Consider the following 22,776-nt stretch of genomic DNA (forward strand, 5'->3'; position numbering starts at 1 on the left):
TGCGTGAGGAGACGCCGGGGCAGAGCATTCTGTATCTCTATGAGCCGGGTAGCTATGCGCCGTTGGCGCGGGTGGATTAGGCGGAAGGGGATGAGCAGAAGATCTATTACTTCCATTCCGATCAGATTGGTACGCCGCTGGAGCTGACGGATAGCGAGGGTAGGATTGTTTGGCAGGCGACGTATCGTTCGTGGGGGGCGATTGAGCAGCTGACGGTCAATGAGATTGACCAAAATTTACGGTTCCAAGGCCAGTACTTTGATAGTGAAACCGGATTATATTACAACACCTTCCGCTACTATGACCCAGAAGTTGGACGGTTCCTGTCGCAGGATCCGATCGGGTTGGCTGGGGGTACAAATACTTATTTATATACCACTAACCCCCTTCAAGAGATTGATCCATTAGGGTGGTGTTCCACAAAGCTGGGAAATAGTATGGGCGCTAGGAAAGGTGATGGAATGGCAAATCATCACCTTATTCCAGAAGAAATATTAAGCAACCCACAATATGCTAAAATGTTCGACCGACTTAAATCAGTTGGTTTTGATGGGGATGGAGCGTCAAATGGGATTTTCCTGCCTGGGAGTAAAGGTTTGACGCAAAAAATCAATCTGCCCGGGCACTGGTCAAATCACGGAAAGTATACTGATGTTATCGAGTCAAAGGTTTCAAGTTTAAATAGGTTCTTTGAGGCTGGAAAGCTATCAGATACCCAGCTAGTATTAGGAATTAGTAAGATTCAAAACTTTGCGAGAGAAGGGCTTGAAGCCAACAAATTTGTTATGGATGCAATTACGGGGCGTCTCTTATGAGTTTGTATGAGAAAAATTATTACGTTATAAGTTATGACTCGGCGGACGAGGGATGCCCCGTGAGCATGGCAGGTTTTTTTAACTGCGAGAAATTTGAGTGGGAACCCTATGAGCCAAATCCTGAAAGTCTGAAAATAGAACATGACTATAGTCTCACTTTGACTAATTTAGATGTAGAGCTAGAAAGTATAGACTTTGATTTTCATCAGGTTGGCGCTACCTATGTCTCAAAAAGATTCTTAAGTGTTTGCGACTGTCTAGGCGCCAAATATAGGGCTGTTCCGCTTGAGTTGAAATCAGGAAAAACAATTAGGCAAGGTGAGTTTTTTATTTTCCTTCCGGGCGAAAGTTTGGCAGCCATGGATAAGGATCAGTCTGTATATGAATTATCAAAGGACATCCAGACTGGCAGCGTTATAAATAGCCCGCTCTATCCTGGTTCAGTAAGCATTGATCGAATAGATCTGTTTGTACTGTCTGATGCTATAGAAAGTGATATTTTTCGATGCCAGGAGACGTTGGAGTTATTTTGCAGTGAACGGTTCTTGCTAGCTGCAAGTGATTTGAAGGGGATTTCGTTTACAAAGGTTGATAGTGCCTACAGATATGATCCGTGGGCCGACCTTGAAGATATTTAAATGCTGCTGGGATGCTTGAAATGGGTATGCGGGGGTCATTCAGATTACTATGAGATTTTATGAATGATTTCTATGTTAGTGCTATGGAAACTGATGATGTGCCGCTTTTTTGAAGAGGAATGATATCCTCCGCTACCAGACTCAATCAGGTGATCACAAGGCCTCTAACGTCCTCTACAACGTGTTTAGGAATGGTGACCTGGTCGATGAAAAAGTCTCAAGTAACTAACTTGCGTGATGAAAGGCCGAAGCTATATCGTGCCGAAAATATAGTTTGCGGCAGATGTCCAGAGTACGATTTTGTTAATTATGAGGTTAAGGTTTACGATGGTCGTCTACTACATATCTATTAGGGGGTGATGGTTTTGTATGGGATTAGGTTGTCTTAAAGAAAAATTTGAAACAATTAACTCCAATGCTGCTGAGTCTATGGAGGCGTATTTGTCCGAGGCTCTACCGATAGTTTCAAAAAAAGTAATAAGCAAAGGGGCTTTTTATAATGTGCGCCCATATGAGGTGGAGCGCGCGGGCTTTAAAAAGGGGTGTTTGCTAAAGAAGTTGCCTGAAAATATAAAGAATACCCATGTCTATAACCTGGATGAAAGAGACCGTATCGTGTTTGTAGAGGTGTATGGTCAGTCAGAAAATATAGTAAGTAAAGAATTTTATAAGTACGATGACGCCTCAATTGAACGTACACATTTCACTAGTGTGGGTAGGCTAAGAAATATTTCGCTTTCAGTTGTAGAAGGTGGGTTGATTTATCGAGATCTGAATTGGGGGGCGTTTGGCTGCAGTGACTCGGTATACGAATACTCCGGAACGCAACTGGAGAAAATAATGGTGCGCCAAAAAGAGCATGCCGATAGTGAATTTTCTGAATTTGAAGTTGTTTTTGAGTATAGCGGTGATGAGCTGCTCAGAATTGTAAACGTTTTCCCAAATGGTTATCAGGAACAACGATTCCCATCCTGAGCGGTTAGTGTGCTGCTTGATGTTTTTGGTGATGGCCCTGGTTAAGTGCGACAGCTCGCCGGCTAGGTGAAATTCTCTACTGAGGGGTGGCATTTCGCATATTGCTGTGCTGGAATATCTCGCCCCTGAGCAGTGATAGTTTGTAGTTGCGCCCTAGTGATGAGCGGCAGTAGTATCAATATCGGTTGGGTTGAGCTCTTTAAGAAGTCAATTGGATAAAATTTGAGGGGGCACTATTAGTATTTTGATATTGTGTCCTGCTTTTTCGCAAGTAGATGCTCGGAAATCGGTGCGCGCCTTGAGCTCGACACCGTGTTCGCGCGAGATGCGTTTGGCGATTGCTGGCCAAGGTCATCCCGCGATGTACGTCAAACCTTCGAGTAAGACGATGCGCTGAGCATTCAACGCCACCCGACGGATGCCGGCAAGCAGCTCGGGATCACCGAGGAAAAGCTGGAATATGCGTACGACTTGCTCGGCCGGCTGACGCAGGAGACCACCTCCAACGGCAAGCTGGGCTACGAGTACGACCCGCTCAGCAACCTGACCACGCTGACCCTGCCAGACGGGCGCAAGGTCAACCACCTGTACTACGGCAGCGGGCACCTGCACCAGCTGAACCTGGACGGCCAGGTCATCAGCGACATGGAACGCGATGACCTGCACCGCGAGGTGTACCGCACGCAGGGCAAGCTCACCAGTTGCTTTGGCTACGACGCCATGGGGCGCAAGGCATGGCAGTTTGCTTCGACCCTGCCGGCGGAAAAGCTGTCGCAAGTGCAGAACCCCGGCATCAACACCTCGCTGCTGGTGGAACACGCCTACAACCCGATTCACCGTCGCTACCAGTACGACCCGGCGGGCGAATTGGTGCGCACCCTGGACAAGCTGCGCGGCGAGATCAAGTACGAGTACGAAGCCAACGGCCAGTCGCACAGCCGCGATACCGGCTCGTTGGTCGGCAGCGAAGAGTTCCGCTATGACCCGGCCGCCAACCGCCTGGACTTCAATGCGCGGCAGTTGGAGAAGGTCAAGGACAATCGCATTAAGCGTTGGCGGGATCAGGAGTACCGCTACGATCCGTGGGGCAACCTGATCGAGAAGCGCTCGGGGCATAGCAGGCTGCAGAGCTTTAGTTATGACTGTGAGAACCGGCTGGTGCGTGCTGAGACAGTGGTGAATGGCAAGCTGGAAAGCACCGGCTCGTATCGCTATGACAGCCTGGGTCGACGGGTAACCAAGCAGTCGGAAATTAACGGCATCACGGAGCAGAAGCGCTTCCTCTGGCAAGGACTGAGGATGCTGCGTGAGGAGACGTCGGGGCAGAACATCTTGTACCTGTACGAGCCAGGCAGTTATGCGCCGCTGGTTCGTGTTGATCAGGCGGAGGGACAAGATCCTAAGGTCTACTACTTCCATACGGACCAGATCGGGACGCCATTAGAGTTAAGTAACAGCGAAGGTGAGATTGTTTGGCAGGCGACGTATCGCTCTTGGGGAGCGATTGAGCAGCTGACGGACACTGAAATCGAGCAGAATCTGAGATTTCAAGGGCAATATTCCGACAGCGAAACGGGGCTGTATTACAACACTTTTCGATATTACGATTCCGTAGCCGGAAGGTTTGTAACTCAAGATCCTATTGGCTTAGCGGGGAGTCTCAATCTTTACCAATACGGTCCCAATGCTCAGAATTGGGTTGACCCGCTGGGGCTGACATGCTCCACTGCGCTAACCGTAAATAAACCTAAAGCGTTGTCTAACTCCGAGCTTTCTAGCGTGGAAAGGACGTTTTTAGAAAAACAGTTTATGGAAAAGAAAAATGCGCTTAACAGAGCTGCGAAAAGGGGAGAGCTTGTTTGATCCCCAGGCACACACGATGTCAGGATTTCTTCTCTGCAAGGTTCGTATCGCAAGGCGGTGAGTGACCGATACGAGCGAATGTTTGGTAAAGCACCTGACTTAACTAAATTCAATGCTGATCATCCTGTTGATTTGATTGTTGGCGTATCTGCAACCCAACGGCTGCAAATGCTCAATGAAACGATTAATAAAAGTGTGGGAAGTTCATTGAAAGGTGCTGGGAGGCGGGCTGGCCTTAAGTCTGGTGACATTATTAGTGAGATTATTTTGGAGTAACTATGACTACTGAGTTCTCGGTGATTACAGATACTGCAACATTGGCGATATTTGATCTTGGCGCAATTCGCCACCGTATGAGCGATACGTTTGATTGGTGGAGTATCCAACGCGATGAGATTTATGAGATGAATGAAGGTAATATAGCCTTTTTAAATCTCGTTGAGGATGGAAAGTACGTAGTAAAAGTTCTTGATGACTTGCCTGGTGCACTGGGTAGCCTCTTCTTGTCAGTCCCCTCCGGGCGTGTATTTATAGGCGCGGGCGAGGATGCCACGGGAGGAGATTTAGAACCTGATATTTCTGATGCTATACAGGGGGCTTTTATTGATCTTGCTCCAGGTAATTATCAAATGTCATACGCTGCTGAATGCGGGGTAATAAAGTTATCCTTTGCATGTGCTGATAGTCATCGTAACAATTTTTCAGATTCAATCCGGCTTGGTTGAATTGCTAATGATCCAAAATGGTGGGTGTAATTGAATAATACTGATCTTTTTTTGAGAGGGTAGACAAGTCTGGAAGTGCTTTGGCTTGAATATTTGAAATTTGCAATAAGAAGTGTGTGTCGCTCTGCATTTTTTGCTCCTAAGTTTACTGCTGTAGAAAGTGGTTCTTTAAAAATGAGCGTAAAAAGGCTGGGGCGTAGGTCCCAGCCCATCTTAAATTCGCCCGTCTGCTCGAAGAAACCGACCCGCTGGGCCGCACCATCGCCTACGAATACCACCACCTGACCACCCTGGTAACCAAGGTCACCTACCCGGACGGCAGCACCTGGCAGGCGCGCTACGACGACAAGGGCAACCTGCTCGCCGAAACCGATGCCCTTGGCCACCTGACCGAGTACCTCAATGGCGAAGATGGTTTGCCGCACACCATCTGATAGTGAGTATTTTAAATATCCTCTTTATCCTGTAGAGAACGGGCTGATTCCGGTAGGTGTTACGGATAATGGAGATTGCATTTTTTGGGTTGTGACCTCGAAGCAAAATAGCGACGAGTGGCATGTGGCGATTATTGCCTCTAGGTCGCCAGAAATTGAATATTTTAAAGATAATTTGACTGCCGTGCTTGAGGGATTGCTCATAGGTCGATTAAGTTCGAGCTCACTACCCAGTGGTTTGCTTTTGCCGGCATTCGTTTCGATATCATTTAGCCTGTTGGTCATAAGGGGTAATGGTAGGGAGTTGGCGGGCCATCAGAAAGGTAGGCTACGAGTTGATTGAAGTCATAAAAGAAGTGGGCACATGGTAGATCGAGATAAATCTTATATATTGTTCAGTTCTGTGTTTATGGCTGTGACTGCAAAAAAATACAAAGCCGGAACCAGTCATGCCGAAGCCGAAGATTTTGTACAACATTTATTTGATGAATACATCAACGAAGGGTTGGAGGCACCGACAGTAGACTGGATTGTCGCAGCTCCAAAGAAAGCCGTAACCTGGATAACCTCCCGATTGGCCAATAGTTTTCGTTGCTACGGGGCGTCGCCGAAATGGGTGGACGAGCCAAGCTGGCGATTTCTGGGTAATACGCCAATGGATTTTGTGCATCAGTTTGAAGTGGAGGGTTGCTCGAGTGGCGATCGTTACGAGGGTTTGATGACGTATGTATTTTTTGGTCAAAAAGACTGTCAGGATGATGGTTGGGAAATGGTTGTAAAACTGGTCCAGCAATATAAGAATGAGCCGGGAACTATTTTAGTTGATTGAATGTTGAATTGTCGCCTTATTTATCTATATGTATTAGATGTCTAGTGAATTCGGGTGTGGTGATTGGTTTGAGGTGCGGTTGGAGTGACGCGTAAACGGTAGCACGGGTTTTGCTCATTAAAATTGAGGATGAGCCATGGAAGTGGCTGCCAACTTTGTCTCAGCCACTTCTTGCGTTTTCTTGGTTCTGACCTGAGTTTTAAGGTCAAGATTAACCCTATCATTAGGTTATCGATATTGAGCGAAGATCCCGGGCGGCTACCTTGCCGGGCGCTTCATCGTTGGCCCGGCCATCGAACGTGCGATCGGCGGTTTCACCGGTAATCCTGTAAATATGACGACTGGCCGCAAATTGCTGGCCTACGAAACGGGTTCTGTCCTGCCAGGGACGATGCCAATCGAGTGGTCACGCTTCTACGCCAGCGACCTGGCTATCGACAGCGTGCTGGGCCGAGGCTGGGTGCTGCCTTGGGAGGAAAGCCTACGCCGCAGCGGCGGCTTCGTGTATCACACTGATAAGACCGTTCTTAACACGATCGGCCCTGGCGAACGCAGTATGAGGATGAGTCTTGGTTCAGACACCTAGCGCTTACAAAATACGGACCCTAGGCCGAAAGGCGCTAGATCGACATGTTAGGAGGGAAATTATGAATTATTTTACAATGTTGCATGAAGTAGTTGAAGGGGGGTATACGGATGGCGAGGTTTCATTCTCTCCGGAGCTCAATGACTACTATCAAGTAGGGAAATGCATTTCGTTAAAAGGGCTATCAATTACTGTAGTGCTGGATAAAAAAATTCGCAGTCTGAAATCTGATTTTTTCTTGACTGCATGCGGTGCATTTTTTGGCTCGAGGGAGTTAAGAGTTGTATTTGAAGAGTTAGGTTCTAGCGCTGAACTTGTAAAGGCTGAGGTGAAATATTTTGACGGCAGGCCTGTAGAAAAAGATTACTTTTTAATACACTTGAATCAGAAGATAAAATGCTTCGACTATGAGCGTTCAGATTACTCTGGTAAAGCTATGATTTTAAAAAAATTGAAGTCGAGTGAGTTGGATGCTGAGTACATGGCCCGAGGTGTAACAAAGCTGTGTGTTGATGAATCAAAAGCAGATGGTTCTCATTTCTTGTTTTTGGGTGACGTCATTTGGATTGATCCGATCGTGTCGGAGGTTTTTGTCAGTAAGGTCGAAAGCAAGAAGCTCGCGATAAGGTTTGTTGCTCTCGGTTGAGCAATTGGCTTGGCGGGTGTTTTTATGCGTTGATATGCTAAGTATGGGGGATGGAGTTCGATCAAGTTTATTTATCAGGGGTGCTCAGGGTCGCCAACCACAAAATGATCTTTAAAATAGCTGGTTTGGACGTCGATGCCAACTTTGTCTCATTACGCTTCCAGCTTTATGTGCTGCTAGAGTTGTATTGCTGGCCGTGATGTTGCATGAGGTTAATTAGTTTTTTGCATGTTTTGGCAGGGCTGCCCTGTCGCTGGCGGCGGCGCCAGCCGCTACGTGGTCGAAGCGGTAGCCCGGTAAACCTGACCACCGGCCGCAAACTCATCCCCGACGAAATCGACTTCAGCCTGCCCGGCCTGATGCCCATCGAGGGGGCGCGCTTCTACGCAAGCGACCTGACGGTCGACAGCGTGCTCGGCCGCGGCTGGGTACTGCCGTGGGAACAAAGCCTGCGCCGCAAGGGCAGATAGCCGTATTCATTTATCCCCTGATCAGCATCACGTACTTCATCATTCGCTACCGTTTTCTGAAATCGTGCCGCCTGAGCGGCTGGTACATGTAGTGCCTTGGAGCCATATTTATGAAGGGCGCGGGATTTCTGCGTTCATTCTGATCGCTTCTGTACTAGCGTGTGGGTACGCGCTGTACAATCACGTTTGGTAGATAGGTTCCTCCACGTGAGATCACGTTGGCTAGTACTCCTTTGGTGCCATAATCGGGCCATTTGAGAGCCCATGATCACCGCATCGTCTTATCGAACTGGCCCATCACTTGGCTTTGTATGAAAACTCCTGAAGGCGCTGACAAGCCAGCTCCAACGGTGGCAGCGACACACAACTTTTCGTACGGAGCCTAGTTGTCCTCGATGGGCGAGTCCGCCGCTTGCTGACCTACCGCTGCATCCCCAACTCGGCATCATCCAGCAGCGCCTTGGCCAGCGCGCTCAGGTAATAGGACGCCCAGATCAGTTGCGGGTTTTCTTCCATCAGCCCGGTGATGGTCAGGTCGCGCACACACCCCATCAGCTCTGAGGCTTGCTCCCGGGCATCTTGGCAGGGGATGCCTGGGGCGATGCAGAACAGGGGTTGGGTTTGGCCCTCTGCCTGGTAGAACATGGTTTTACCGGGTGTGGTGTATTCGTTTGTGTCGTCTTTTGGCATTGGTTGGCTCCCTGAAAATGCGGGTGCCTGGGCTGGCCCTTTCGCCGGCAAACCGGGCCCACACGGGTTCACCGAGCGCCTAAGGGTCGTCTACAACCTCAGGGGCGGCGCCGTGCGAGTGGTTAGCCTTTGAAAGAGCCAGGCCAGGCCTGACATGATGCGACTTAGTGCAGCGTTCTCGGCTCTGTCGGCATTTGCACTTGCGCCAAGGCCACCTCAAGCAATTTGCGCAAGGTTTCGAGCTCGTGCATGGAGGTCATGATCAACAAGGAGGAGGGCGATTTGGGTTGCATCATCATCGCCTGCTGGGCAACGGCTTCTGCGCAAAGTGCGTAGTCCGCAGCCATCATGAGTGTGTCTTCCAGGGAGTGGGAAGTGTGGGGTGGATCGGGGACCATCTTCAGCATGCTTACGCTCCAACAATGGTTGAGCTGCAAGCCGCCTTGCTGTCAAACAAGAGGGAGGCAGCTGTACGCGGGTTGACAGACCGAGATTGTTGGCACTCGGCGCACACGAAGGTGCCCGCACGTACAGCCGCCATAAGCGTATGCACACGGACAACAATCGACGGCCTGTCAAAGCCGGTCGCTGAATTGGCAGCGACCGGCCGAGACTATGGCCCACGTTTAGCGCGTGCAACGAAAAACAGGCGTCGGCAGTATCTTTGGGAAACGGACTACAAGAAAGGGAATTAATCTGATTTTTTCAGCCGGTTTCTGTAGGAAAACATCCCCGCCCATGTGATGTTCCACCACGTGAAACCACATTCAATTGTGCTCCCGCCCCACTCGCGCTTATCTGTCCGCAACCACGACCTGCCTCAACCGTCGTGATCTCAAAGCGAACAACAAGAACGGGACCCACCCGCGCGAGGAGATTCCACATGCAGCAACACCAGCACATCCTGGCCTGGCTCAACGACGTGGCCAGCGACCTGCACGCCATCCGCCACGATATCCACGCCCACCCCGAACTCGGTTTCGAAGAAAGCCGCACCGCGGCCCTGGTCGCGCAACTGCTCAAAGACTGGGGCTACGAAGTGCACACCGGCATCGGCAAAACCGGTGTGGTCGGCGTGCTGCGCAATGGCAGCAGCCCACGCAAACTGGGCCTGCGTGCCGACATGGACGCGCTGCCCATCGTAGAAGCCACCGGCGCTGAATACACCAGCCGCCATCAGGGCTGCATGCACGCCTGCGGCCACGACGGGCATACCACCATGCTGCTGGGCGCGGCACGCTACCTGGCGGCCACGCGCCAGTTCGATGGCACGCTGACGCTGATCTTCCAGCCGGCCGAGGAAGGCCAGGGCGGCGCCGAGGCGATGCTGGCCGATGGGCTGCTGGAGCGCTTCCCGTGTGACGCCCTGTTCGGCATGCACAACATGCCGGGGTTGCCGGCGGGGCACCTGGGCTTTCGAGAAGGGCCGATGATGGCTTCCCAGGACCTGCTCACCGTGACCATCGAAGGCGTCGGCGGGCATGGCTCCATGCCGCACCTGGCGGTCGACCCATTGGTGGCCGCAGCCAGTGTGGTGATGGCCCTGCAAACCGTGGTGGCGCGCAATATCGATGCCCAGGAGGCGGCCGTGGTCACCGTGGGCGCACTGCAGGCAGGCGAGGCGGCCAACGTGATCCCGCAACAGGCGTTGCTGCGTTTGAGCTTGCGTGCGCTGAACGCCGAGGTGCGGGCGCAGACCCTGGAGCGGGTGCAGGCGATCATCCTTAGCCAGGCCCAAAGCTACGGCTGCACCGCCAGCATCGAACACCGCCCGGCGTACCCGGTGCTGGTCAACCACGCCGACGAAAACGCCTTTGCCCACCAGGTCGGCGTCGAGCTGCTCGGCGCCGATGCGGTGGACGGCAACACCCGCAAGCTGATGGGCAGCGAAGACTTCGCCTGGATGCTACAGCGCTGCCCCGGCGCCTACCTGTTCATCGGCAACGGCGTGCAGCGGCCGATGGTGCACAACCCTGCCTACGACTTCAACGACGACATCCTGCTGACCGGCGCCGCCTACTGGGGCGCCCTGACCGAGCGCTGGCTCAACTAGGGAAGCTTCAAGCTGCAGCCCGCCGCCGTTTCTGGCCAACAGATTGATGGAGTGTTCCGCATGCAGACTTCACACACAGGCGCGTCGCGTACCCGGCAAGTGGTCGCGGCGGTCATCGGTAATGCCCTGGAATGGTATGACTTTATCGTGTACGGCTTTCTGGCCAGCATCATCGCCCGCCAGTTCTTCCCCTCCGACGACGAGTACGCCTCGCTGCTGATGGCCTTGGCCACCTTCGGCGTGGGCTTTTTCATGCGCCCGGTGGGCGGGGTGCTGCTGGGCATCTATGCCGATCGCAAGGGGCGCAAGGCGGCGATGCAACTGATCATCCGCCTGATGACGGTGTCCATCGCCATGATCGCCTTTGCCCCCAGCTACCTGGCCATTGGCATGGGCGCGCCGCTGTTGATCGTGGTGGCGCGCATGCTGCAGGGCTTTGCCACGGGCGGTGAGTACGCCAGTGCAACGGCGTTTCTGGTGGAAAGCGCACCGGCCCACCGCAAGGGGCTATATGGCTCGTGGCAGCTGGTGGGGCAGTGCCTGGCGGTGTTCAGCGGGGCGGGGATGGTCGCGCTGGTGACCCACCTGTGCACGCCCGAGGCGCTGGACAGCTGGGGCTGGCGGATTCCGTTCGTGATCGGTTTGCTGATCGGCCCGGTGGGGCTGTGGATTCGCAAACACATGGAAGAACCCGAGGAATTCCTAGAGGCGCGCAAGCAGGCCAAGGGCCAGGCGCCCAGCCTGTTGCAGGTGCTGCGGGAGCATCGGCGCAGCCTTTTGGTCTCGATGGGCCTGGCCTGTGGTGCGACGGTGTCGTTTTACGTAGTGCTGGTGAACATGCCCACCTTCGCCCACAAAAACCTTGGCCTGCCACTGGACCAGGTGCTGCTGGTGCAGATGCTGGCCGTGGGCCTGATGACCGTGGTCATCCCCCTGGCCGGAGCGCTGTCGGACCGGCTTGGCCGGCGGCCGGTGCTGATGGCCTTTACCCTGGCATTTTTCGTGATGGTGTACCCGCTGTACGTGTGGGTGGCCGCAGCGCCGTCGATCGAGCGCCTGCTGGTGATGCAACTGCTGCTGTGCACCGCCATTGGCGGCTTCTTCGGCCCGGCGCCAACCGCCCTGGCCGAGCAGTTCCCGATCGCGGTGCGCTCCACCGGCGTGTCGGTGGCTTATAACGTGGCGGTGATGGTGTTCGGCGGCTTTGCCCCGTTGATTGTCACCTGGCTGAGCAAGGTGCTCGGCACCCCGGTGGCCCCGTCGTTCTATGTGCTGTTCGCCTGCCTGTTGACGCTGCTGGGCACCTATTGCCTGAAAGAAGCACCCCGCGCTGGCAAGGCTGTCGCTTTCAACCTTGGAGTGAAACCGTGAACCCGTTAGCCATCGACCCGATCGTCGCCCTCGATGCCCAGGCGCTGTCCGAGGCGATCCACGCGCGCCAGTTGTCGTGCCGTGAGGTGATGCAGGCCTACTTGGGCCATATCGAGCGCTTCAATCCGCAGGTCAATGCGCTGGTATCGCTGCGCGAGGGCGCGGTGCTGCTGGCCGAGGCTGAGGTGCGCGACCGTGAGCTGGCCGCCGGCCAGTCGCGTGGCTGGATGCATGGCATGCCGCAGGCAGTCAAAGACCTGGCGGCCACGGCGGGGCTGCGCACGACGCTGGGCTCGCCGCTGTTTGCCGAGCAGGTGCCGGCGCATGACGCCATCAGCGTGGCGCGGGTGCGGGCGAGCGGGGCGATCATTGTCGGCAAAAGCAATGTGCCGGAATTCGGCTTGGGCTCGCAGAGCTACAACACGCTGTTCGGCACCACCACCAATGCCTACGACCACAGCCGTGTGGCAGGCGGCAGCAGTGGCGGCGCCGCAGCGGCGTTGGCCATGCGCCTGCTGCCGGTGGCCGACGGCAGCGACATGATGGGCTCGCTGCGTAACCCGGCAGCGTTCAACAACGTGTTCGGCCTGCGCCCTTCGCAAGGGCGGGTGCCATACGGGCCAACGCCGGAGCTGTTCGTGCAGCAGCTGGCCACCGAGGGGCCGATGGGGCGCACGGTGACGGACGTGGCGCGGCTGCTGTCGGTGCAGGCCGGGCACGACCCGCGCGCGCCCCTGTCGCTCAGTGACGGCCCGCGTGACTTTGCCGCCGGGTTGCAGCGCGATTTCAAGGGTGTACGGGTTGGCTGGCTGGGCAACTTTGACGGCTACCTGCCGATGGACGAGGGGGTGATGGGCCTGTGCCAGGCAGCGTTGGCAGACTTCGCCGAGCTGGGCTGCGAGGTCGAGGCGTGCCAGCCGGGGTTCGACCTGGGGCGTTTATGGCAATGCTGGCTCACCCATCGCCACTTCCTGGTGCACGGCAACCTGGGGGCGGCGTATGCCGACCCGGGCAAACGCGCCCAGCTCAAGCCGGAGGCGCAGTGGGAGGTGGAGGGCGGCCTGCGCCTGACCGCAGCGGACGTTTACCAGGCCTCGCTGGACCGCAGCGCGTGGTACCAGGCGCTGGGCAAATTGTTCGAGCGTTACGATTATTTGCTGTTGCCGGCTGCCCAGGTGTTCCCTTTCGACGCAACCGAGCCATGGCCGAAGGTGGTTGGCGGGCAGGCCATGGACACCTACCACCGCTGGATGGAGGTGGTGATTGGCCCGACCTTGGCCGGCCTGCCGAGCATGAGCGTGCCGGTGGGTTTCAACGCCGCCGGCCTGCCGATGGGCCTGCAGATCATAGGCCCGGCCCAGGCCGATCACGCCGTGCTGCAACTGGCCTATGCCCATGAACAACTGACGCGCTGGGTAGCGCGGCAGCCGCCCGGGTGTTTGCAGGCGCGCTGAAAGCCCTGGGCAGGCCCGTATCTTGCTGGGCATGATGACCATCCACGCACAGACAGGGAGGTCGAACCCATGGGTATTACCGCAGACAGCGGTGGCGTGCGCTCGGTGGAGCGGGCACTGGCGATCGTCGAACTGCTTGGCGAGCACCAGGCGCTGGGGCTCGAAGAGCTGCACTACCTGACGGCACTGCCCAAGGCCACGGTATCGCGCATGCTTGCCACCTTGCAGGAACAGGGTTGGGTTTACCGTGGCCTGAGCGACCGCCGTTACCGCTTGTGTGCCCGGCGCCTGTTTGGCGACCGCCAGCTGCGCTTCAAGCGCCAACTGGTGGAACGTGCCGCGCCGCTGCTACTGGAGCTGAGCGAGCGCACCGGGCTGGTGGCGGACCTTTCTTCATTCGACGGCGAGCGGCTGGAGGTGATGGAGAGCGCCATCCCGCAGGTGCTGCGTAAACGCTACCCGCACAACTGTCAGATCGTCGGGCAGCATGCCAGCTTGTTTCACTCGGCCATGGGCCGGGCGTGCCTGAAGGAGCTGGCGCCGGCTGAGGTGCAGCGCCTGGCGACGCATCAGCGGGTGGGCGATGAAGCGCTGTTGCGCGATATCGAGGCCGATGGGCACAAAGGCTTTGGCCAGCGCACCGAAGGGTTTTGGGAATACCCCGTGCGCTTGCCGTTCCTGATCCGGGCGATTGCCTTACCGGTGCGGGTGGAGGGGCGGCTGGCGGGCAGCATTGCGCTGCACTGGCCGCTGGACCAGGCACCGGTGGAGCGGGTGCTGAGCTTGCACCTGAACAGCTTGGCGGCGACGGTGGGGCAGGTGCAGCACGCATTGGTGAACTGAGGCCAGTGAAAACAGCGCAAGCTATTTGCCCCAAAGCGGCGTTTGCAGCTATGCCTACAGTCTGACCCGGCAAATAAGGCCCGCCAAATGTTGGTCGTCGAAAACCTGTGCAAGTCGTTCGCCACTGCCCAAGGCCCGCTGGAGGTGCTGCGCGGGGTGGACCTGACGCTGGCACGCGGCAGCAGCCTGGCCTTGATGGGCGAATCCGGCAGCGGCAAGAGCACCTTGCTGCACCTGCTGGCGGGCCTGGACCGCGCCGACAGCGGGCGCATCCTGATCGATGGCCAACCCCTGGACAACCGCGGCGAAGCTGCCTTGGCACGTTGGCGGCGCGAGGGCATCGGCCTGGTGTTCCAGCAGTACAACCTCATCAGCAGCCTGGACGTGGCCGCCAACCTGGCCTTCCAGGCGCGCCTGGCGGGGCGCCATGACCCGGTCTGGGTGACGCACCTGGCCACCCGGTTGGGGCTGGCCCCGTTGCTGCAACGCTACCCGGAACAACTGTCTGGCGGGCAGCAGCAGCGCGTTGCCATTGGCCGCGCGCTGGCCAGCAGGCCCTTGCTGCTGCTGGCCGACGAACCCACCGGCAGCCTTGACGAGGCCAGCAGCGACGAGGTGTTGGCGCTGCTGCTGCAGCTGGTGCACGAGGCGGGTAGCAGCGTGCTGATGGTGACCCACAGCCAGCGCCTGGCCGCCATGCTGCAGCGCCGCTGCGTGCTGCAGATGGGCCGGGTGCAGGGGTGATGAACAGCTTGCGGATCACCGTGCAGGCCCTGTGCAGCCATTGGTGGCGTCACCGGCTGCAGTGCATCAGCATCTTCACCGGTTTGTGGCTGGCCACGGCCCTGTGGGCCGGCGTTCAGGCGCTCAACACTCAGGCGCGCAACGACTACGCACAAGCCAGTGCGGTGCTCGCCGGGCCTGCCCGCCCGCAATTGGTGGCACGCTCGGGGCAGCGCTTCGACCAGGCGCTGTATGTGCAATTGCGCAGGCTGGGCTGGCCGGTGACGCCGGTGCTGGAAGGGCGCTTGCGGCTGGCTGCAGCGCCGCAGGTTGCGCTGCGCCTGGTCGGGATCGAGCCGCTTGGCCTGTTGCCGGGCATGGCCGTTGCCGGTGCCGATGTGCAGGATTTTGACCTGCAGGCGTTCGTGGGTACGCCGGGGCAAGCGTGGGTGGGCCCGGACACGCTGCGCCAGCTGGGGCGCCAACCCGGCGAGCAGCTGACCACGGTGGACGGGCAAGTATTGCCGCCGCTTACCATGCATGCGCAGCTGGCACCGGGTGTGGTGGTGGTCGACATCGGCCAGGCGCAGGCCTTGCTCAATGCCCCCGGGCAATTGTCGTGGCTGCTCAGCGACAGTGACCAGCCACTGCCGAGCGACATTGCGGCGAGGCTGAAGCTGCAGCCGCCCGGGGATGATGCCGACCTGCAGCGGCTGACCGCCAGCTTTCACCTGAACCTCACCGCCCTCGGCCTGCTGGCCTTCGTGGTGGGGCTGTTCATTGCCCATGCGGCCATTGGCCTGGCGCTGGAACAGCGGCGCGGGTTGATCCGCACCTTGCGCGCTTGTGGTGTGAGCTTGCAGGTGCTGCTGGCAGCCCTTGCCCTGGAGCTGGGGTTGTTTGCCGTGCTGGGCGGTGTGGCAGGCGTGGCTGCAGGTTACCTGCTGGCCGCACTGATGCTGCCTGATTTCGCCTCCAGCCTGCGCGGGCTTTATGGCGCCCAGGTGGCGGGGGAGCTGCACTTGCCGGCCACCTGGTGGCTGGCAGGCATTGCCGTCAGCCTGTTGGGCGCGTTGCTGGCGGGGCTCGACAGCCTGCTGCGTGCCGCGCGCCTGCCATTGCTGGCCTTGGCGCAGCCCCAGGCCTGGCGCCTGGCGCAAGTGCCGTGGTTGCGGCGCCAGGGTGGCGCCGGCGCCGTGCTGCTGATGGTGGCGGGGGGCTGCGGCTACCTGGGCAATGGGCTGCCCAGTGCATTCGGCATGCTGGCGGCTTTGCTGCTGGCGGCGGCGCTGTTGTTGCCGGGGTTGCTGGCGCTCTTGCTCGGCGGCTTGGCGCGGGTGTGCAAGCGCCCGCTGGCGCAGTGGTTCGTTGCCGACAGCCGCCAGCAACTACCGGCCTTGAGCCTGGCGTTGATGGCGCTGTTGCTGGCCTTGGCCGCCAGTGTCGGGGTTGGCGGCATGACCGAAGGCTTTCGCCGCACCTTCATCGGCTGGCTGGACCAGCGCCTGGCCGCCGATGTGTACGTCACGCCCCGCGACAGCGCGCAGGCGCAGCAGATCTACGCGCGCTTGCTGGCAGACCGTACCGTCAGCGCGGTGCTGCCCAGCTGGCGGGTGGACTGGCGCCTGCAGCAGTGGCCGGTGCAGGTACAGGGGGTGGATGATCACCCTTTCTACCGCCAGCACTGGCCACTGCTGCAGCAGGCACCGGGCGCCTGGCAGGCGCTGGCCGCCGGCCGTGGTGCAATGCTCAGCGAGCAACTTGCCCGTCGCCTTGGCCTGGCTGTAGGGCAGACGCTGCAGTTGCCTGGCGAGCCGCCCCAGGCCATGACCGTGGTGGGCGTTTATGCCGACTATGGCAACCCCAAGGGCCATGTGCTGGTAAACGCCGGCTGGTTGCGTAGCCATGCACCAGCGGCCAGCCTTGCGGGTTTCAGCCTGCTGGTGCCGCCTGAACGGGTGGCTGCGCTGAAGGATGAACTGCAACGGCGCTATGCCCTGGATGACAATCAGGTGGTGGAGCAGGCCCGCCTCAAAGCCTGGTCCAGCGAGGTGTTCAGCCGCACCTTCGCGGTCACGGCGGCATTGAACAGCCTGACTCTAGGGGTTGCCGGCGTGGCGTTGTTCATCAGCCAGCTGACCTTGAGCCAGCGCCGCCTGGGGCAGTTGGCACCGTTGTGGGCCTTGGGTGTACCACGGCGCTGGCTGGCCTGGCTGAGCCTGGGGCAAACGCTGATGCTCAGCTGCTTCACCGTGCTGCTGGCGATCCCCTTGGGCCTGCTGCTGGCCTGGTGCCTGGTGGCGGTGGTGAATGTGCAGGCGTTCGGCTGGCGTCTGCCTTGGCATGTATTTACCGGGCAACTGGTGCAACTGGCCGTACTGGGCCTGTTGACTAGCCTGCTGGCCAGTGCCTGGCCGTTGTGGCAACTGGCACGCAGCCAGCCAAGTGCGCTGTTGAGGCAATTTGCCGATGAAAGCTGAAACCTTGCTATTGATGGCCTGCCTGCTGCTGGCAGGGTGCGACCCGCCTGCGCCAGAACCCAAGAGTTATGCGGGCCTGGGCGACGATGCGGCGGCGTTCAGGCAGGTGATACCAGGGCATGCGCTGGAATTTCCACGTGACCATGGCGCGCATGGGGGCTTTCGTATCGAATGGTGGTACGTCACCGCCAACCTGCGCGATGCCCAGGGCCGTGACTGGGGTGTGCAATGGACGTTGTTCCGCTCGGCCTTGCGGCTTGGGCCTGAGACCTGGAACTGGAACAGCCCCAACCTGTGGATGGGCCACGCCGCGCTGACCGGCCCGGGCGGCCACCAGGTCAGTGAAACGCTCGCGCGCGGTGGGGTTGGCCAGGCGGGCGTCGAGGCACAACCGTTCCGGGCGTGGATCAACGACTGGTCGCTGCAGGGCAAACCCGGAGTCGACCGCCTGCAGATGCGGGCCAGGGGCCAAGGGTTTGGTTATGACCTTGCCCTCACCAGTGATCAGCCGCTGCTGCTGCACGGTGTGCAGGGTTACAGCGAAAAATCCGGCAAGGGCCAGGCGTCGTACTACTACAGCCAGCCGTTCTACACGGTTAGTGGCGAGGTCGAGCGCGAGGGGCAGCGGGTCGCCGTCACAGGGCAGGCCTGGCTTGACCGGGAATGGAGCAGCCAGCCGTTGGCCGCCGGGCAAAGTGGCTGGGACTGGTTTTCGCTGCACCTGGGCACGGGCGCCAAGCTGATGCTGTTCCAGGTGCGCGAGGACCAGGGGCCGCCTTACCGCGCGGGCACCTGGGTCGATGCCCAAGGGCAGGCGCGTGCGCTGCAGGGCGGGCAGATCGAGCTGACACCGCTGGCCTGGACGCGGCAGGACAATGGCAAAAAGGTGCCCACCCGTTGGCGGGTCAAGGTGCCAGCGGTACAGGTGGATGTCGAGGTGGATGCGCTGGAGCCCAAGGCCTGGATGGGCACGCGCTTCCCTTACTGGGAGGGCCCGGTGCGTGTGGGTAAGGAGGGGCGTGGGTATCTGGAAATGACGGGCTATTGAGGTACTGCACCTGCCTGGGTGCAGTACCTGTGGGGGCATCGGTATGCCGCTGGTGAGGCCCGGGCAGGCCTACTTGAAGCCCGTCACTGCATGCGGCACGTAGGGCGCTTGCAAGCGCTCCACTTCTTCGGCGCTGAGCTCGAACTGCAACGCGCCAATCGCATCATCGAGCTGCGCCACCTTCGACGCGCCCACGATCGGCGCCGAAACCCCTTGCTTGCCCAGTACCCAGGCCAGCGCCACCTGCGCCATGGGCACGCCACGCTCGCGGGCTATCTGTTCGACCACATCGATCACCCGGCCGTCCTCCACTTCGGTCTTCTCATAGAACGACCGGCCGGAAATGTCGGTACGGGTACGTTCAGTCTGCTGGCCATGCGGGCGGGTCAGCCGGCCGCGGGCCATCGGGCTCCAGGGCATCAGGCCCACGCCCTGGTCCAGGCACAGCGGGATCATTTCGCGCTCTTCCTCGCGGTAGATCAGGTTGAGGTAGTTCTGCATCGACACGAAGCGGCTCCAGCCGTTGCTGGCCGCCACCTGCTGGGCTTTGGCGAACTGCCAAGCATACATCGAGGATGCGCCGATGTAGCGCGCCTTGCCGGCTTTGACCACATCGTGCAGCGCCTCCATGGTCTCCTCGATCGGGGTGTGGTAGTCCCAGCGGTGGATCTGGTACAGGTCGACATAGTCGGTCCCAAGCCGGGTGAGGCTGGCGTCGATGTTGGCCATGATCGCCTTGCGTGACAGGCCCTGCTCGTTGGGCCGGGTGCTGCCTTCCCACATGTTGGCCGGGAAGAACACCTTGGTGGCGATCACGGTTTCTTCGCGGCGGGTGAACGCCTTCAGCAGCTTGCCCAGGATCAGCTCCGAGGTGCCGGCCGAGTAGCTGTTGGCGGTGTCGAAGAAGTTGATGCCTTGCTCCACGGCGTGGCGGATGATCGGGCGGCTGTCGGCTTCGCCGAGGGTCCAGGGGTGGGTGCCGGCGCCCGGCTCGCCGAAGGTCATGCAGCCCAGGCACAGTTTCGAAACATCCAGGCCGGTGTTGCCCAACTTGACGTACTGCATCTGCTTCTCCTCGGTGGTCGTTTGCGATGGGGGAAGCTTAGCGGGGCTGTGGGCGTGCGGAAATCCCGTATCGGTGCAGGCGAGCTCTGCAGAAATTCACAAGCGCAGCAGTGGCTTGACCTGTTGCTGCAAAAAATCGGTGACGGCCTTGATGCGCGGTGTGTTGCGCACGTCTTCATGCACGGCCAGCCATAGTTCGATGCTCATGGTCTGTGTTTCCTCCCCGATGGCCTGCAAGCCATGCTCCTGGGCCATGAATGCCGGCAGGCAGGCAATGCCGATGCCGCCGGCAGCGGCCTGGGCCTGGATGCGCAAATCGTTGCTTTGCACTACAAAGGGCTGGTGGTGGGTCTGGGCGAGCAGCCACTGTTGCTGCGCCGACTTGGCCTGGGACTGGTCGTAGCCGATATAGCGCGGCGTGCTGGTGCTGCGCAGGTAGCCGGGGGCGGCGTACAGGCGGTAATCCAGGTAACCCAGCAGGCTGGCCACCAGGGTGGGCTCGCTGGGCCTGGCCAGGGCCACGCTGATATCGGCCTCGCGGCGCGCCAGCGAGGCGCGCGACTTGCTGCCGACCAGTTTCAGGTGCAGCTGCGGGTAGCGGTTGCACAGCGTGGCCAGGCGCCGCGCAATGAGGCTGCCGAGCAAGGCGGGCGGGGCGGCCAGTACCACCTGGCCTTCAACCTGCTGCTGGCCTGCGCTGGCGAAGTGTTCCAGGGCGAAGGAGGCCTGGGTCATCTGCTCGGCGTAATCGCCCACCCGGCGGCCTTGCTCGGTCAGCACGTAAGCCCTGGGGCGGCGGTCGACCAGCTTGAGGTTGAGCGCAGCTTCCAGTGCGGCGATGCGCCGGGCCACGGTGGCGTGGTCGACGCCCAGCTGCTTGGCTGCGGCCGACAGGGAGCCGGTGCTGATGAAGGCGCAGAAATGGCGCAGGTCTTCCCAATCGAACATGGCGGGCCTCTGTGGTGGAGGGCCATGATAAAGCCTCTTGGCGATTCCCACGAGCTGAGCCGGCTCCAATGCCGGCACACACGTTTCGCGTCAATTTCAAAAGCACCGCCATCGCTGCCGGAGCCGGCTTGCCGGCGGTGGGGCAACACAAATAACTGATGCTAGGATGGCTGCCTCTCCTTACCCGGATACCGCCATGCAGCCCCTCGACCACCTGTCCTTGCACCTGTTCATCGTGGTCTGCGAAGAGGGCACCATCGCCCGCGCCGGTGAGCGGGCGTTCATGGCGCCTTCGGCTGTCAGCAAACGTATCTCGGACATCGAAGCGCGCTTTGGCACCACGCTGCTCAAGCGCAGTAAGCGCGGGGTCGAACCCACCCCGGCAGGGCTTGCCCTGTTGCGCCATGCCCGCGGCCTGACCCGGGCCATGGAGCGCCTCGACAGTGAGCTGAGCGAATACGCCGAGGGCGCCCGGGGGCATGTGCGGGTGCTGGCCAATGTCTCGTCGATCATGGAGTTTCTGCCCGAGGAACTGTCGGCCTTCATGCTGGAAAACCCGTTGATCCAGGCCGATATCGAAGAGCGCTTCAGCCCCGATGTGGTCCGTGGCGTGGCGGAGGGCAATGCCGACCTGGGTATCTGCAGGAAGTCCACCGCAGGCGGCGGCCTTGAGTTCGTGCCTTATCGGCAAGACCACCTGGCGGTGGTGGTCGGTGCCAGCCACCCGCTGGCAGCGCGCAGCAGCATTGCCTTTGCCGAAACGCTTGGCTACGAGCACCTAGGGCTGTCGGCGTTCGCCACGTTGAACAGTTTCATGTGCAAGAGCGCCGAGGCAGCTGGCAAGGAATTGCGTTTTCGCTCGTACGTGTCGTCGTTCGATGCGGCCTACCGGCTGGTGCAGTTCGGCCTGGGCCTGGCGGTGTTCCCGCAGGAGGCGGTGGCGCGTTATGCGCCACTGTTCGACTTGCGGGTGATCCCGCTGACCGATGACTGGGCGTTGGGTGAGTTCGTCATCTGCATGCGTGACCGGCACGCGCTGTCGCTGTCGGCGCGGCGCCTGCTGGACCACTTGCTGCTGCGCGCGCCGGCCTGGCAGGCCATGCCCTGATATCCATCGCGGCTGACGATGGATCAGCCCGTGAAAGACGTCTTTTCTGCCCGCCATGCTGCTCTTAGTCTGGCCACACGCTTCAGACAGAGAGCCCCCTGATGACAACAATAACAATCAATGAAGTCGGCCTGCGCGATGGCCTGCAGAGCCTGCAGACGGTCATGCCGACTGCCGCCAAGCTGCGCTGGATCGACAGCGCGTATGCCGCTGGCGTGCGCCACATGGAAGTTGCCTCGTTCGTGCCGGCCAGGCTGTTGCCGCAGATGGCCGACGCCAAACAGGTGGTCGCCCACGCACTGACCTACCCGGGCCTGCTGGTTACGGTACTGGCCCCTAACCTGCGCGGTGCCCAGGATGCACTGGAGTCTGGTGCGCAACGCGTCGTCGCCCCGGTGTCGGTAAGCAACGCCCACAGCATGGCCAACGTACGCCGCACGCCGCAGGAAATGGTTGAGGAGCTGGGGCGCATGTGCCAGCTGCGCAGCGAGATGGGCCGGCATGACGTGCAGATGATCGCCGGCATGTCAGTGGCCTTCGGCTGCACCCGTCAGGGTGATGTGCCGCTGGGTGACCTGTGCGCATTGACACGCCAGGTGATCGAGGCGGGTTGCGACCTGGTGTCGCTGGCCGATACCGTCGGCTACGCCAACCCCGGGCAGGTAGCCAAGGTGATCCAGGCGGTGCGGGGCATTGCCGGGGAGCGCCTGCGCGCCGCGCACTTCCACGACACCCGTGGCCTGGCGCTGGCCAACAGCCTGGTCGCCGTGCAGCAAGGTATCCGCGAGCTGGACGCCTCGCTGGCCGGCCTTGGCGGTTGCCCGTTCGCGCCAGGTGCCTCCGGCAATACCGTGACCGAAGACCTGGTGTTCATGCTGCAAAGCATGGGTTACGACACCGGCATCGACCTGCAGGCATTGATCGACTCACGCCAGGTACTGCGTGATGCCTTGCCCGATGAACCTCTGTACGGCGCGCTCGCCCGCGCCGGCCTGCCGCTCAACTACTAAGG

The 22,776-nt window shown here is 59.3% G+C and carries 25 protein-coding genes; 20 read left to right on the forward strand and 5 right to left on the reverse strand.

Features of this window, described 5'->3' with window-relative positions:
* Positions 1 to 101 precede the first annotated feature (101 nt).
* The 6 genes from ACW4TB_RS21095 to ACW4TB_RS21120 all read left to right on the forward strand — a co-directional run bounded on the left by ACW4TB_RS21095 (position 102) and on the right by ACW4TB_RS21120 (position 5,016).
* Positions 102 to 815, forward strand: coding sequence for an RHS repeat domain-containing protein (locus tag ACW4TB_RS21095; protein ID WP_455843074.1), 714 nt, complete (start codon positions 102 to 104; stop codon positions 813 to 815).
* 65 nt (positions 816 to 880) lie between these two features.
* Positions 881 to 1,453, forward strand: a complete 573-nt coding sequence (locus ACW4TB_RS21100; protein ID WP_080765893.1) for an imm11 family protein — start codon at positions 881 to 883, stop codon at positions 1,451 to 1,453.
* Positions 1,454 to 1,822: 369 nt separating this feature from the next.
* On the forward strand, positions 1,823 to 2,428 hold the full coding sequence (locus ACW4TB_RS21105) for a hypothetical protein (protein WP_279933775.1): 606 nt from the start codon (positions 1,823 to 1,825) through the stop codon (positions 2,426 to 2,428).
* A gap of 471 nt (positions 2,429 to 2,899) precedes the next feature.
* Positions 2,900 to 4,291, forward strand: coding sequence for an RHS repeat-associated core domain-containing protein (locus ACW4TB_RS21110; protein ID WP_455843066.1), 1,392 nt, complete (start codon positions 2,900 to 2,902; stop codon positions 4,289 to 4,291).
* Between the two features lie 78 nt (positions 4,292 to 4,369).
* Positions 4,370 to 4,567 (forward strand): hypothetical protein, encoded by a 198-nt coding sequence (locus ACW4TB_RS21115; RefSeq protein ID WP_279931509.1) that lies wholly within the window; start codon positions 4,370 to 4,372, stop codon positions 4,565 to 4,567.
* 2 nt (positions 4,568 to 4,569) lie between these two features.
* Positions 4,570 to 5,016, forward strand: coding sequence for a DUF6386 family protein (locus ACW4TB_RS21120; protein WP_279931511.1), 447 nt, complete (start codon positions 4,570 to 4,572; stop codon positions 5,014 to 5,016).
* On the opposite strand, the gene ACW4TB_RS21125 is transcribed toward ACW4TB_RS21120, so the two are convergent.
* Entirely contained in the window at positions 4,977 to 5,402 is a 426-nt protein-coding gene (locus tag ACW4TB_RS21125; RefSeq protein ID WP_455843067.1) for a hypothetical protein, read from the reverse strand. The two genes, ACW4TB_RS21120 and ACW4TB_RS21125, sit on opposite strands and share 40 nt — an antisense overlap.
* A gap of 16 nt (positions 5,403 to 5,418) precedes the next feature.
* On the opposite strand from ACW4TB_RS21125, the gene ACW4TB_RS21130 reads away from it, so the two are divergent.
* The 5 genes from ACW4TB_RS21130 to ACW4TB_RS21150 all read left to right on the forward strand — a co-directional run bounded on the left by ACW4TB_RS21130 (position 5,419) and on the right by ACW4TB_RS21150 (position 7,981).
* Positions 5,419 to 5,793 (forward strand): hypothetical protein, encoded by a 375-nt coding sequence (locus tag ACW4TB_RS21130; protein ID WP_279931512.1) that lies wholly within the window; start codon positions 5,419 to 5,421, stop codon positions 5,791 to 5,793.
* A gap of 21 nt (positions 5,794 to 5,814) precedes the next feature.
* The gene (locus ACW4TB_RS21135) at positions 5,815 to 6,279 is read left to right on the forward strand and encodes a hypothetical protein (RefSeq protein ID WP_279931514.1); all 465 of its coding nucleotides are present in this window, start codon (positions 5,815 to 5,817) and stop codon (positions 6,277 to 6,279) included.
* Positions 6,280 to 6,583: 304 nt separating this feature from the next.
* Entirely contained in the window at positions 6,584 to 6,865 is a 282-nt protein-coding gene (locus tag ACW4TB_RS21140) for a DUF6531 domain-containing protein (RefSeq protein ID WP_455843075.1), read from the forward strand.
* A gap of 61 nt (positions 6,866 to 6,926) precedes the next feature.
* Positions 6,927 to 7,511, forward strand: a complete 585-nt coding sequence (locus tag ACW4TB_RS21145) for an imm11 family protein (protein WP_279931516.1) — start codon at positions 6,927 to 6,929, stop codon at positions 7,509 to 7,511.
* A 206-nt stretch (positions 7,512 to 7,717) separates the two neighbouring features.
* On the forward strand, positions 7,718 to 7,981 hold the full coding sequence (locus tag ACW4TB_RS21150) for a DUF6531 domain-containing protein (RefSeq protein WP_218176400.1): 264 nt from the start codon (positions 7,718 to 7,720) through the stop codon (positions 7,979 to 7,981).
* 420 nt (positions 7,982 to 8,401) lie between these two features.
* Here the strand turns inward: ACW4TB_RS21150 and ACW4TB_RS21155 are convergent, their stop codons facing one another.
* Together ACW4TB_RS21155 and ACW4TB_RS21160 are read right to left on the reverse strand one after the other, a co-directional pair.
* Positions 8,402 to 8,671, reverse strand: coding sequence for a DUF3077 domain-containing protein (locus ACW4TB_RS21155; RefSeq protein ID WP_279931519.1), 270 nt, complete (start codon positions 8,669 to 8,671; stop codon positions 8,402 to 8,404).
* A gap of 164 nt (positions 8,672 to 8,835) precedes the next feature.
* Complete coding sequence (locus tag ACW4TB_RS21160; RefSeq protein ID WP_279931520.1) at positions 8,836 to 9,078, reverse strand: hypothetical protein; 243 nt, start codon at positions 9,076 to 9,078, stop codon at positions 8,836 to 8,838.
* A gap of 476 nt (positions 9,079 to 9,554) precedes the next feature.
* Here ACW4TB_RS21160 and ACW4TB_RS21165 point away from each other — a divergent pair, with 476 nt between their 5' ends.
* From ACW4TB_RS21165 to ACW4TB_RS21195, 7 genes are all read left to right on the forward strand, one after another.
* Positions 9,555 to 10,724, forward strand: coding sequence for a M20 aminoacylase family protein (locus ACW4TB_RS21165; protein ID WP_279931522.1), 1,170 nt, complete (start codon positions 9,555 to 9,557; stop codon positions 10,722 to 10,724).
* Between the two features lie 60 nt (positions 10,725 to 10,784).
* Positions 10,785 to 12,095, forward strand: coding sequence for a citrate-proton symporter (locus ACW4TB_RS21170; protein WP_279931524.1), 1,311 nt, complete (start codon positions 10,785 to 10,787; stop codon positions 12,093 to 12,095).
* Entirely contained in the window at positions 12,092 to 13,549 is a 1,458-nt protein-coding gene (locus ACW4TB_RS21175) for an amidase (protein ID WP_279931526.1), read from the forward strand. The genes ACW4TB_RS21170 and ACW4TB_RS21175 overlap by 4 nt, the downstream gene beginning before the upstream one ends.
* Before the next feature lie 69 nt (positions 13,550 to 13,618).
* Positions 13,619 to 14,392: an IclR family transcriptional regulator gene (locus tag ACW4TB_RS21180; RefSeq protein WP_012314406.1), complete on the forward strand. Its 774-nt coding sequence runs from the start codon at positions 13,619 to 13,621 to the stop codon at positions 14,390 to 14,392.
* 87 nt (positions 14,393 to 14,479) lie between these two features.
* Entirely contained in the window at positions 14,480 to 15,136 is a 657-nt protein-coding gene (locus ACW4TB_RS21185) for an ABC transporter ATP-binding protein (RefSeq protein WP_012314407.1), read from the forward strand.
* Positions 15,136 to 17,595: an ABC transporter permease gene (locus ACW4TB_RS21190; protein ID WP_012314408.1), complete on the forward strand. Its 2,460-nt coding sequence runs from the start codon at positions 15,136 to 15,138 to the stop codon at positions 17,593 to 17,595. Before ACW4TB_RS21185 ends, ACW4TB_RS21190 begins: the two co-directional genes overlap by 1 nt.
* Positions 17,585 to 18,643: a lipocalin-like domain-containing protein gene (locus tag ACW4TB_RS21195; RefSeq protein ID WP_279931527.1), complete on the forward strand. Its 1,059-nt coding sequence runs from the start codon at positions 17,585 to 17,587 to the stop codon at positions 18,641 to 18,643. The genes ACW4TB_RS21190 and ACW4TB_RS21195 overlap by 11 nt, the downstream gene beginning before the upstream one ends.
* Before the next feature lie 69 nt (positions 18,644 to 18,712).
* On the opposite strand, the gene ACW4TB_RS21200 is transcribed toward ACW4TB_RS21195, so the two are convergent.
* On the reverse strand, positions 18,713 to 19,708 hold the full coding sequence (locus ACW4TB_RS21200) for an aldo/keto reductase (RefSeq protein ID WP_012314410.1): 996 nt from the start codon (positions 19,706 to 19,708) through the stop codon (positions 18,713 to 18,715).
* A 96-nt stretch (positions 19,709 to 19,804) separates the two neighbouring features.
* Positions 19,805 to 20,656 carry a LysR family transcriptional regulator gene (locus ACW4TB_RS21205; protein WP_012314411.1) on the reverse strand — a complete coding sequence of 284 codons (852 nt, stop codon included), beginning with the start codon at positions 20,654 to 20,656 and terminating at the stop codon, positions 19,805 to 19,807.
* Between the two features lie 196 nt (positions 20,657 to 20,852).
* Between ACW4TB_RS21205 and ACW4TB_RS21210 the strand changes: the two genes are divergently transcribed.
* Both ACW4TB_RS21210 and ACW4TB_RS21215 read left to right on the forward strand, forming a co-directional pair.
* Positions 20,853 to 21,764 carry a LysR family transcriptional regulator gene (locus ACW4TB_RS21210; RefSeq protein ID WP_279931528.1) on the forward strand — a complete coding sequence of 304 codons (912 nt, stop codon included), beginning with the start codon at positions 20,853 to 20,855 and terminating at the stop codon, positions 21,762 to 21,764.
* A gap of 101 nt (positions 21,765 to 21,865) precedes the next feature.
* Positions 21,866 to 22,774 carry a hydroxymethylglutaryl-CoA lyase gene (locus tag ACW4TB_RS21215; protein ID WP_012314413.1) on the forward strand — a complete coding sequence of 303 codons (909 nt, stop codon included), beginning with the start codon at positions 21,866 to 21,868 and terminating at the stop codon, positions 22,772 to 22,774.
* Positions 22,775 to 22,776: the final 2 nt, after the last annotated feature.

The organism is Lelliottia jeotgali, from assembly GCF_977070485.1.

Excerpts from the sequence above, each read along its gene's own strand:
- ACW4TB_RS21135 (WP_279931514.1), top strand. The coding sequence starts at position 5,815 with ATGGTAGATCGAGATAAATCTTATATATTGTTCAGTTCTGTGTTTATG.
- ACW4TB_RS21180 (WP_012314406.1), top strand. The coding sequence starts at position 13,619 with ATGGGTATTACCGCAGACAGCGGTGGCGTGCGCTCGGTGGAGCGGGCA.
- ACW4TB_RS21200 (WP_012314410.1), bottom strand. The coding sequence starts at position 19,708 with ATGCAGTACGTCAAGTTGGGCAACACCGGCCTGGATGTTTCGAAACTG.
- ACW4TB_RS21105 (WP_279933775.1), top strand. The coding sequence starts at position 1,823 with ATGGGATTAGGTTGTCTTAAAGAAAAATTTGAAACAATTAACTCCAAT.
- ACW4TB_RS21190 (WP_012314408.1), top strand. The coding sequence starts at position 15,136 with ATGAACAGCTTGCGGATCACCGTGCAGGCCCTGTGCAGCCATTGGTGG.
- ACW4TB_RS21115 (WP_279931509.1), top strand. The coding sequence starts at position 4,370 with ATGTTTGGTAAAGCACCTGACTTAACTAAATTCAATGCTGATCATCCT.
- ACW4TB_RS21170 (WP_279931524.1), top strand. The coding sequence starts at position 10,785 with ATGCAGACTTCACACACAGGCGCGTCGCGTACCCGGCAAGTGGTCGCG.
- ACW4TB_RS21165 (WP_279931522.1), top strand. The coding sequence starts at position 9,555 with ATGCAGCAACACCAGCACATCCTGGCCTGGCTCAACGACGTGGCCAGC.
- ACW4TB_RS21145 (WP_279931516.1), top strand. The coding sequence starts at position 6,927 with ATGAATTATTTTACAATGTTGCATGAAGTAGTTGAAGGGGGGTATACG.
- ACW4TB_RS21210 (WP_279931528.1), top strand. The coding sequence starts at position 20,853 with ATGCAGCCCCTCGACCACCTGTCCTTGCACCTGTTCATCGTGGTCTGC.
- ACW4TB_RS21160 (WP_279931520.1), bottom strand. The coding sequence starts at position 9,078 with ATGCTGAAGATGGTCCCCGATCCACCCCACACTTCCCACTCCCTGGAA.
- ACW4TB_RS21205 (WP_012314411.1), bottom strand. The coding sequence starts at position 20,656 with ATGTTCGATTGGGAAGACCTGCGCCATTTCTGCGCCTTCATCAGCACC.
- ACW4TB_RS21100 (WP_080765893.1), top strand. The coding sequence starts at position 881 with ATGGCAGGTTTTTTTAACTGCGAGAAATTTGAGTGGGAACCCTATGAG.
- ACW4TB_RS21215 (WP_012314413.1), top strand. The coding sequence starts at position 21,866 with ATGACAACAATAACAATCAATGAAGTCGGCCTGCGCGATGGCCTGCAG.
- ACW4TB_RS21150 (WP_218176400.1), top strand. The coding sequence starts at position 7,718 with ATGAGGTTAATTAGTTTTTTGCATGTTTTGGCAGGGCTGCCCTGTCGC.
- ACW4TB_RS21130 (WP_279931512.1), top strand. The coding sequence starts at position 5,419 with ATGGCGAAGATGGTTTGCCGCACACCATCTGATAGTGAGTATTTTAAA.
- ACW4TB_RS21195 (WP_279931527.1), top strand. The coding sequence starts at position 17,585 with ATGAAAGCTGAAACCTTGCTATTGATGGCCTGCCTGCTGCTGGCAGGG.
- ACW4TB_RS21120 (WP_279931511.1), top strand. The coding sequence starts at position 4,570 with ATGACTACTGAGTTCTCGGTGATTACAGATACTGCAACATTGGCGATA.
- ACW4TB_RS21155 (WP_279931519.1), bottom strand. The coding sequence starts at position 8,671 with ATGCCAAAAGACGACACAAACGAATACACCACACCCGGTAAAACCATG.
- ACW4TB_RS21185 (WP_012314407.1), top strand. The coding sequence starts at position 14,480 with ATGTTGGTCGTCGAAAACCTGTGCAAGTCGTTCGCCACTGCCCAAGGC.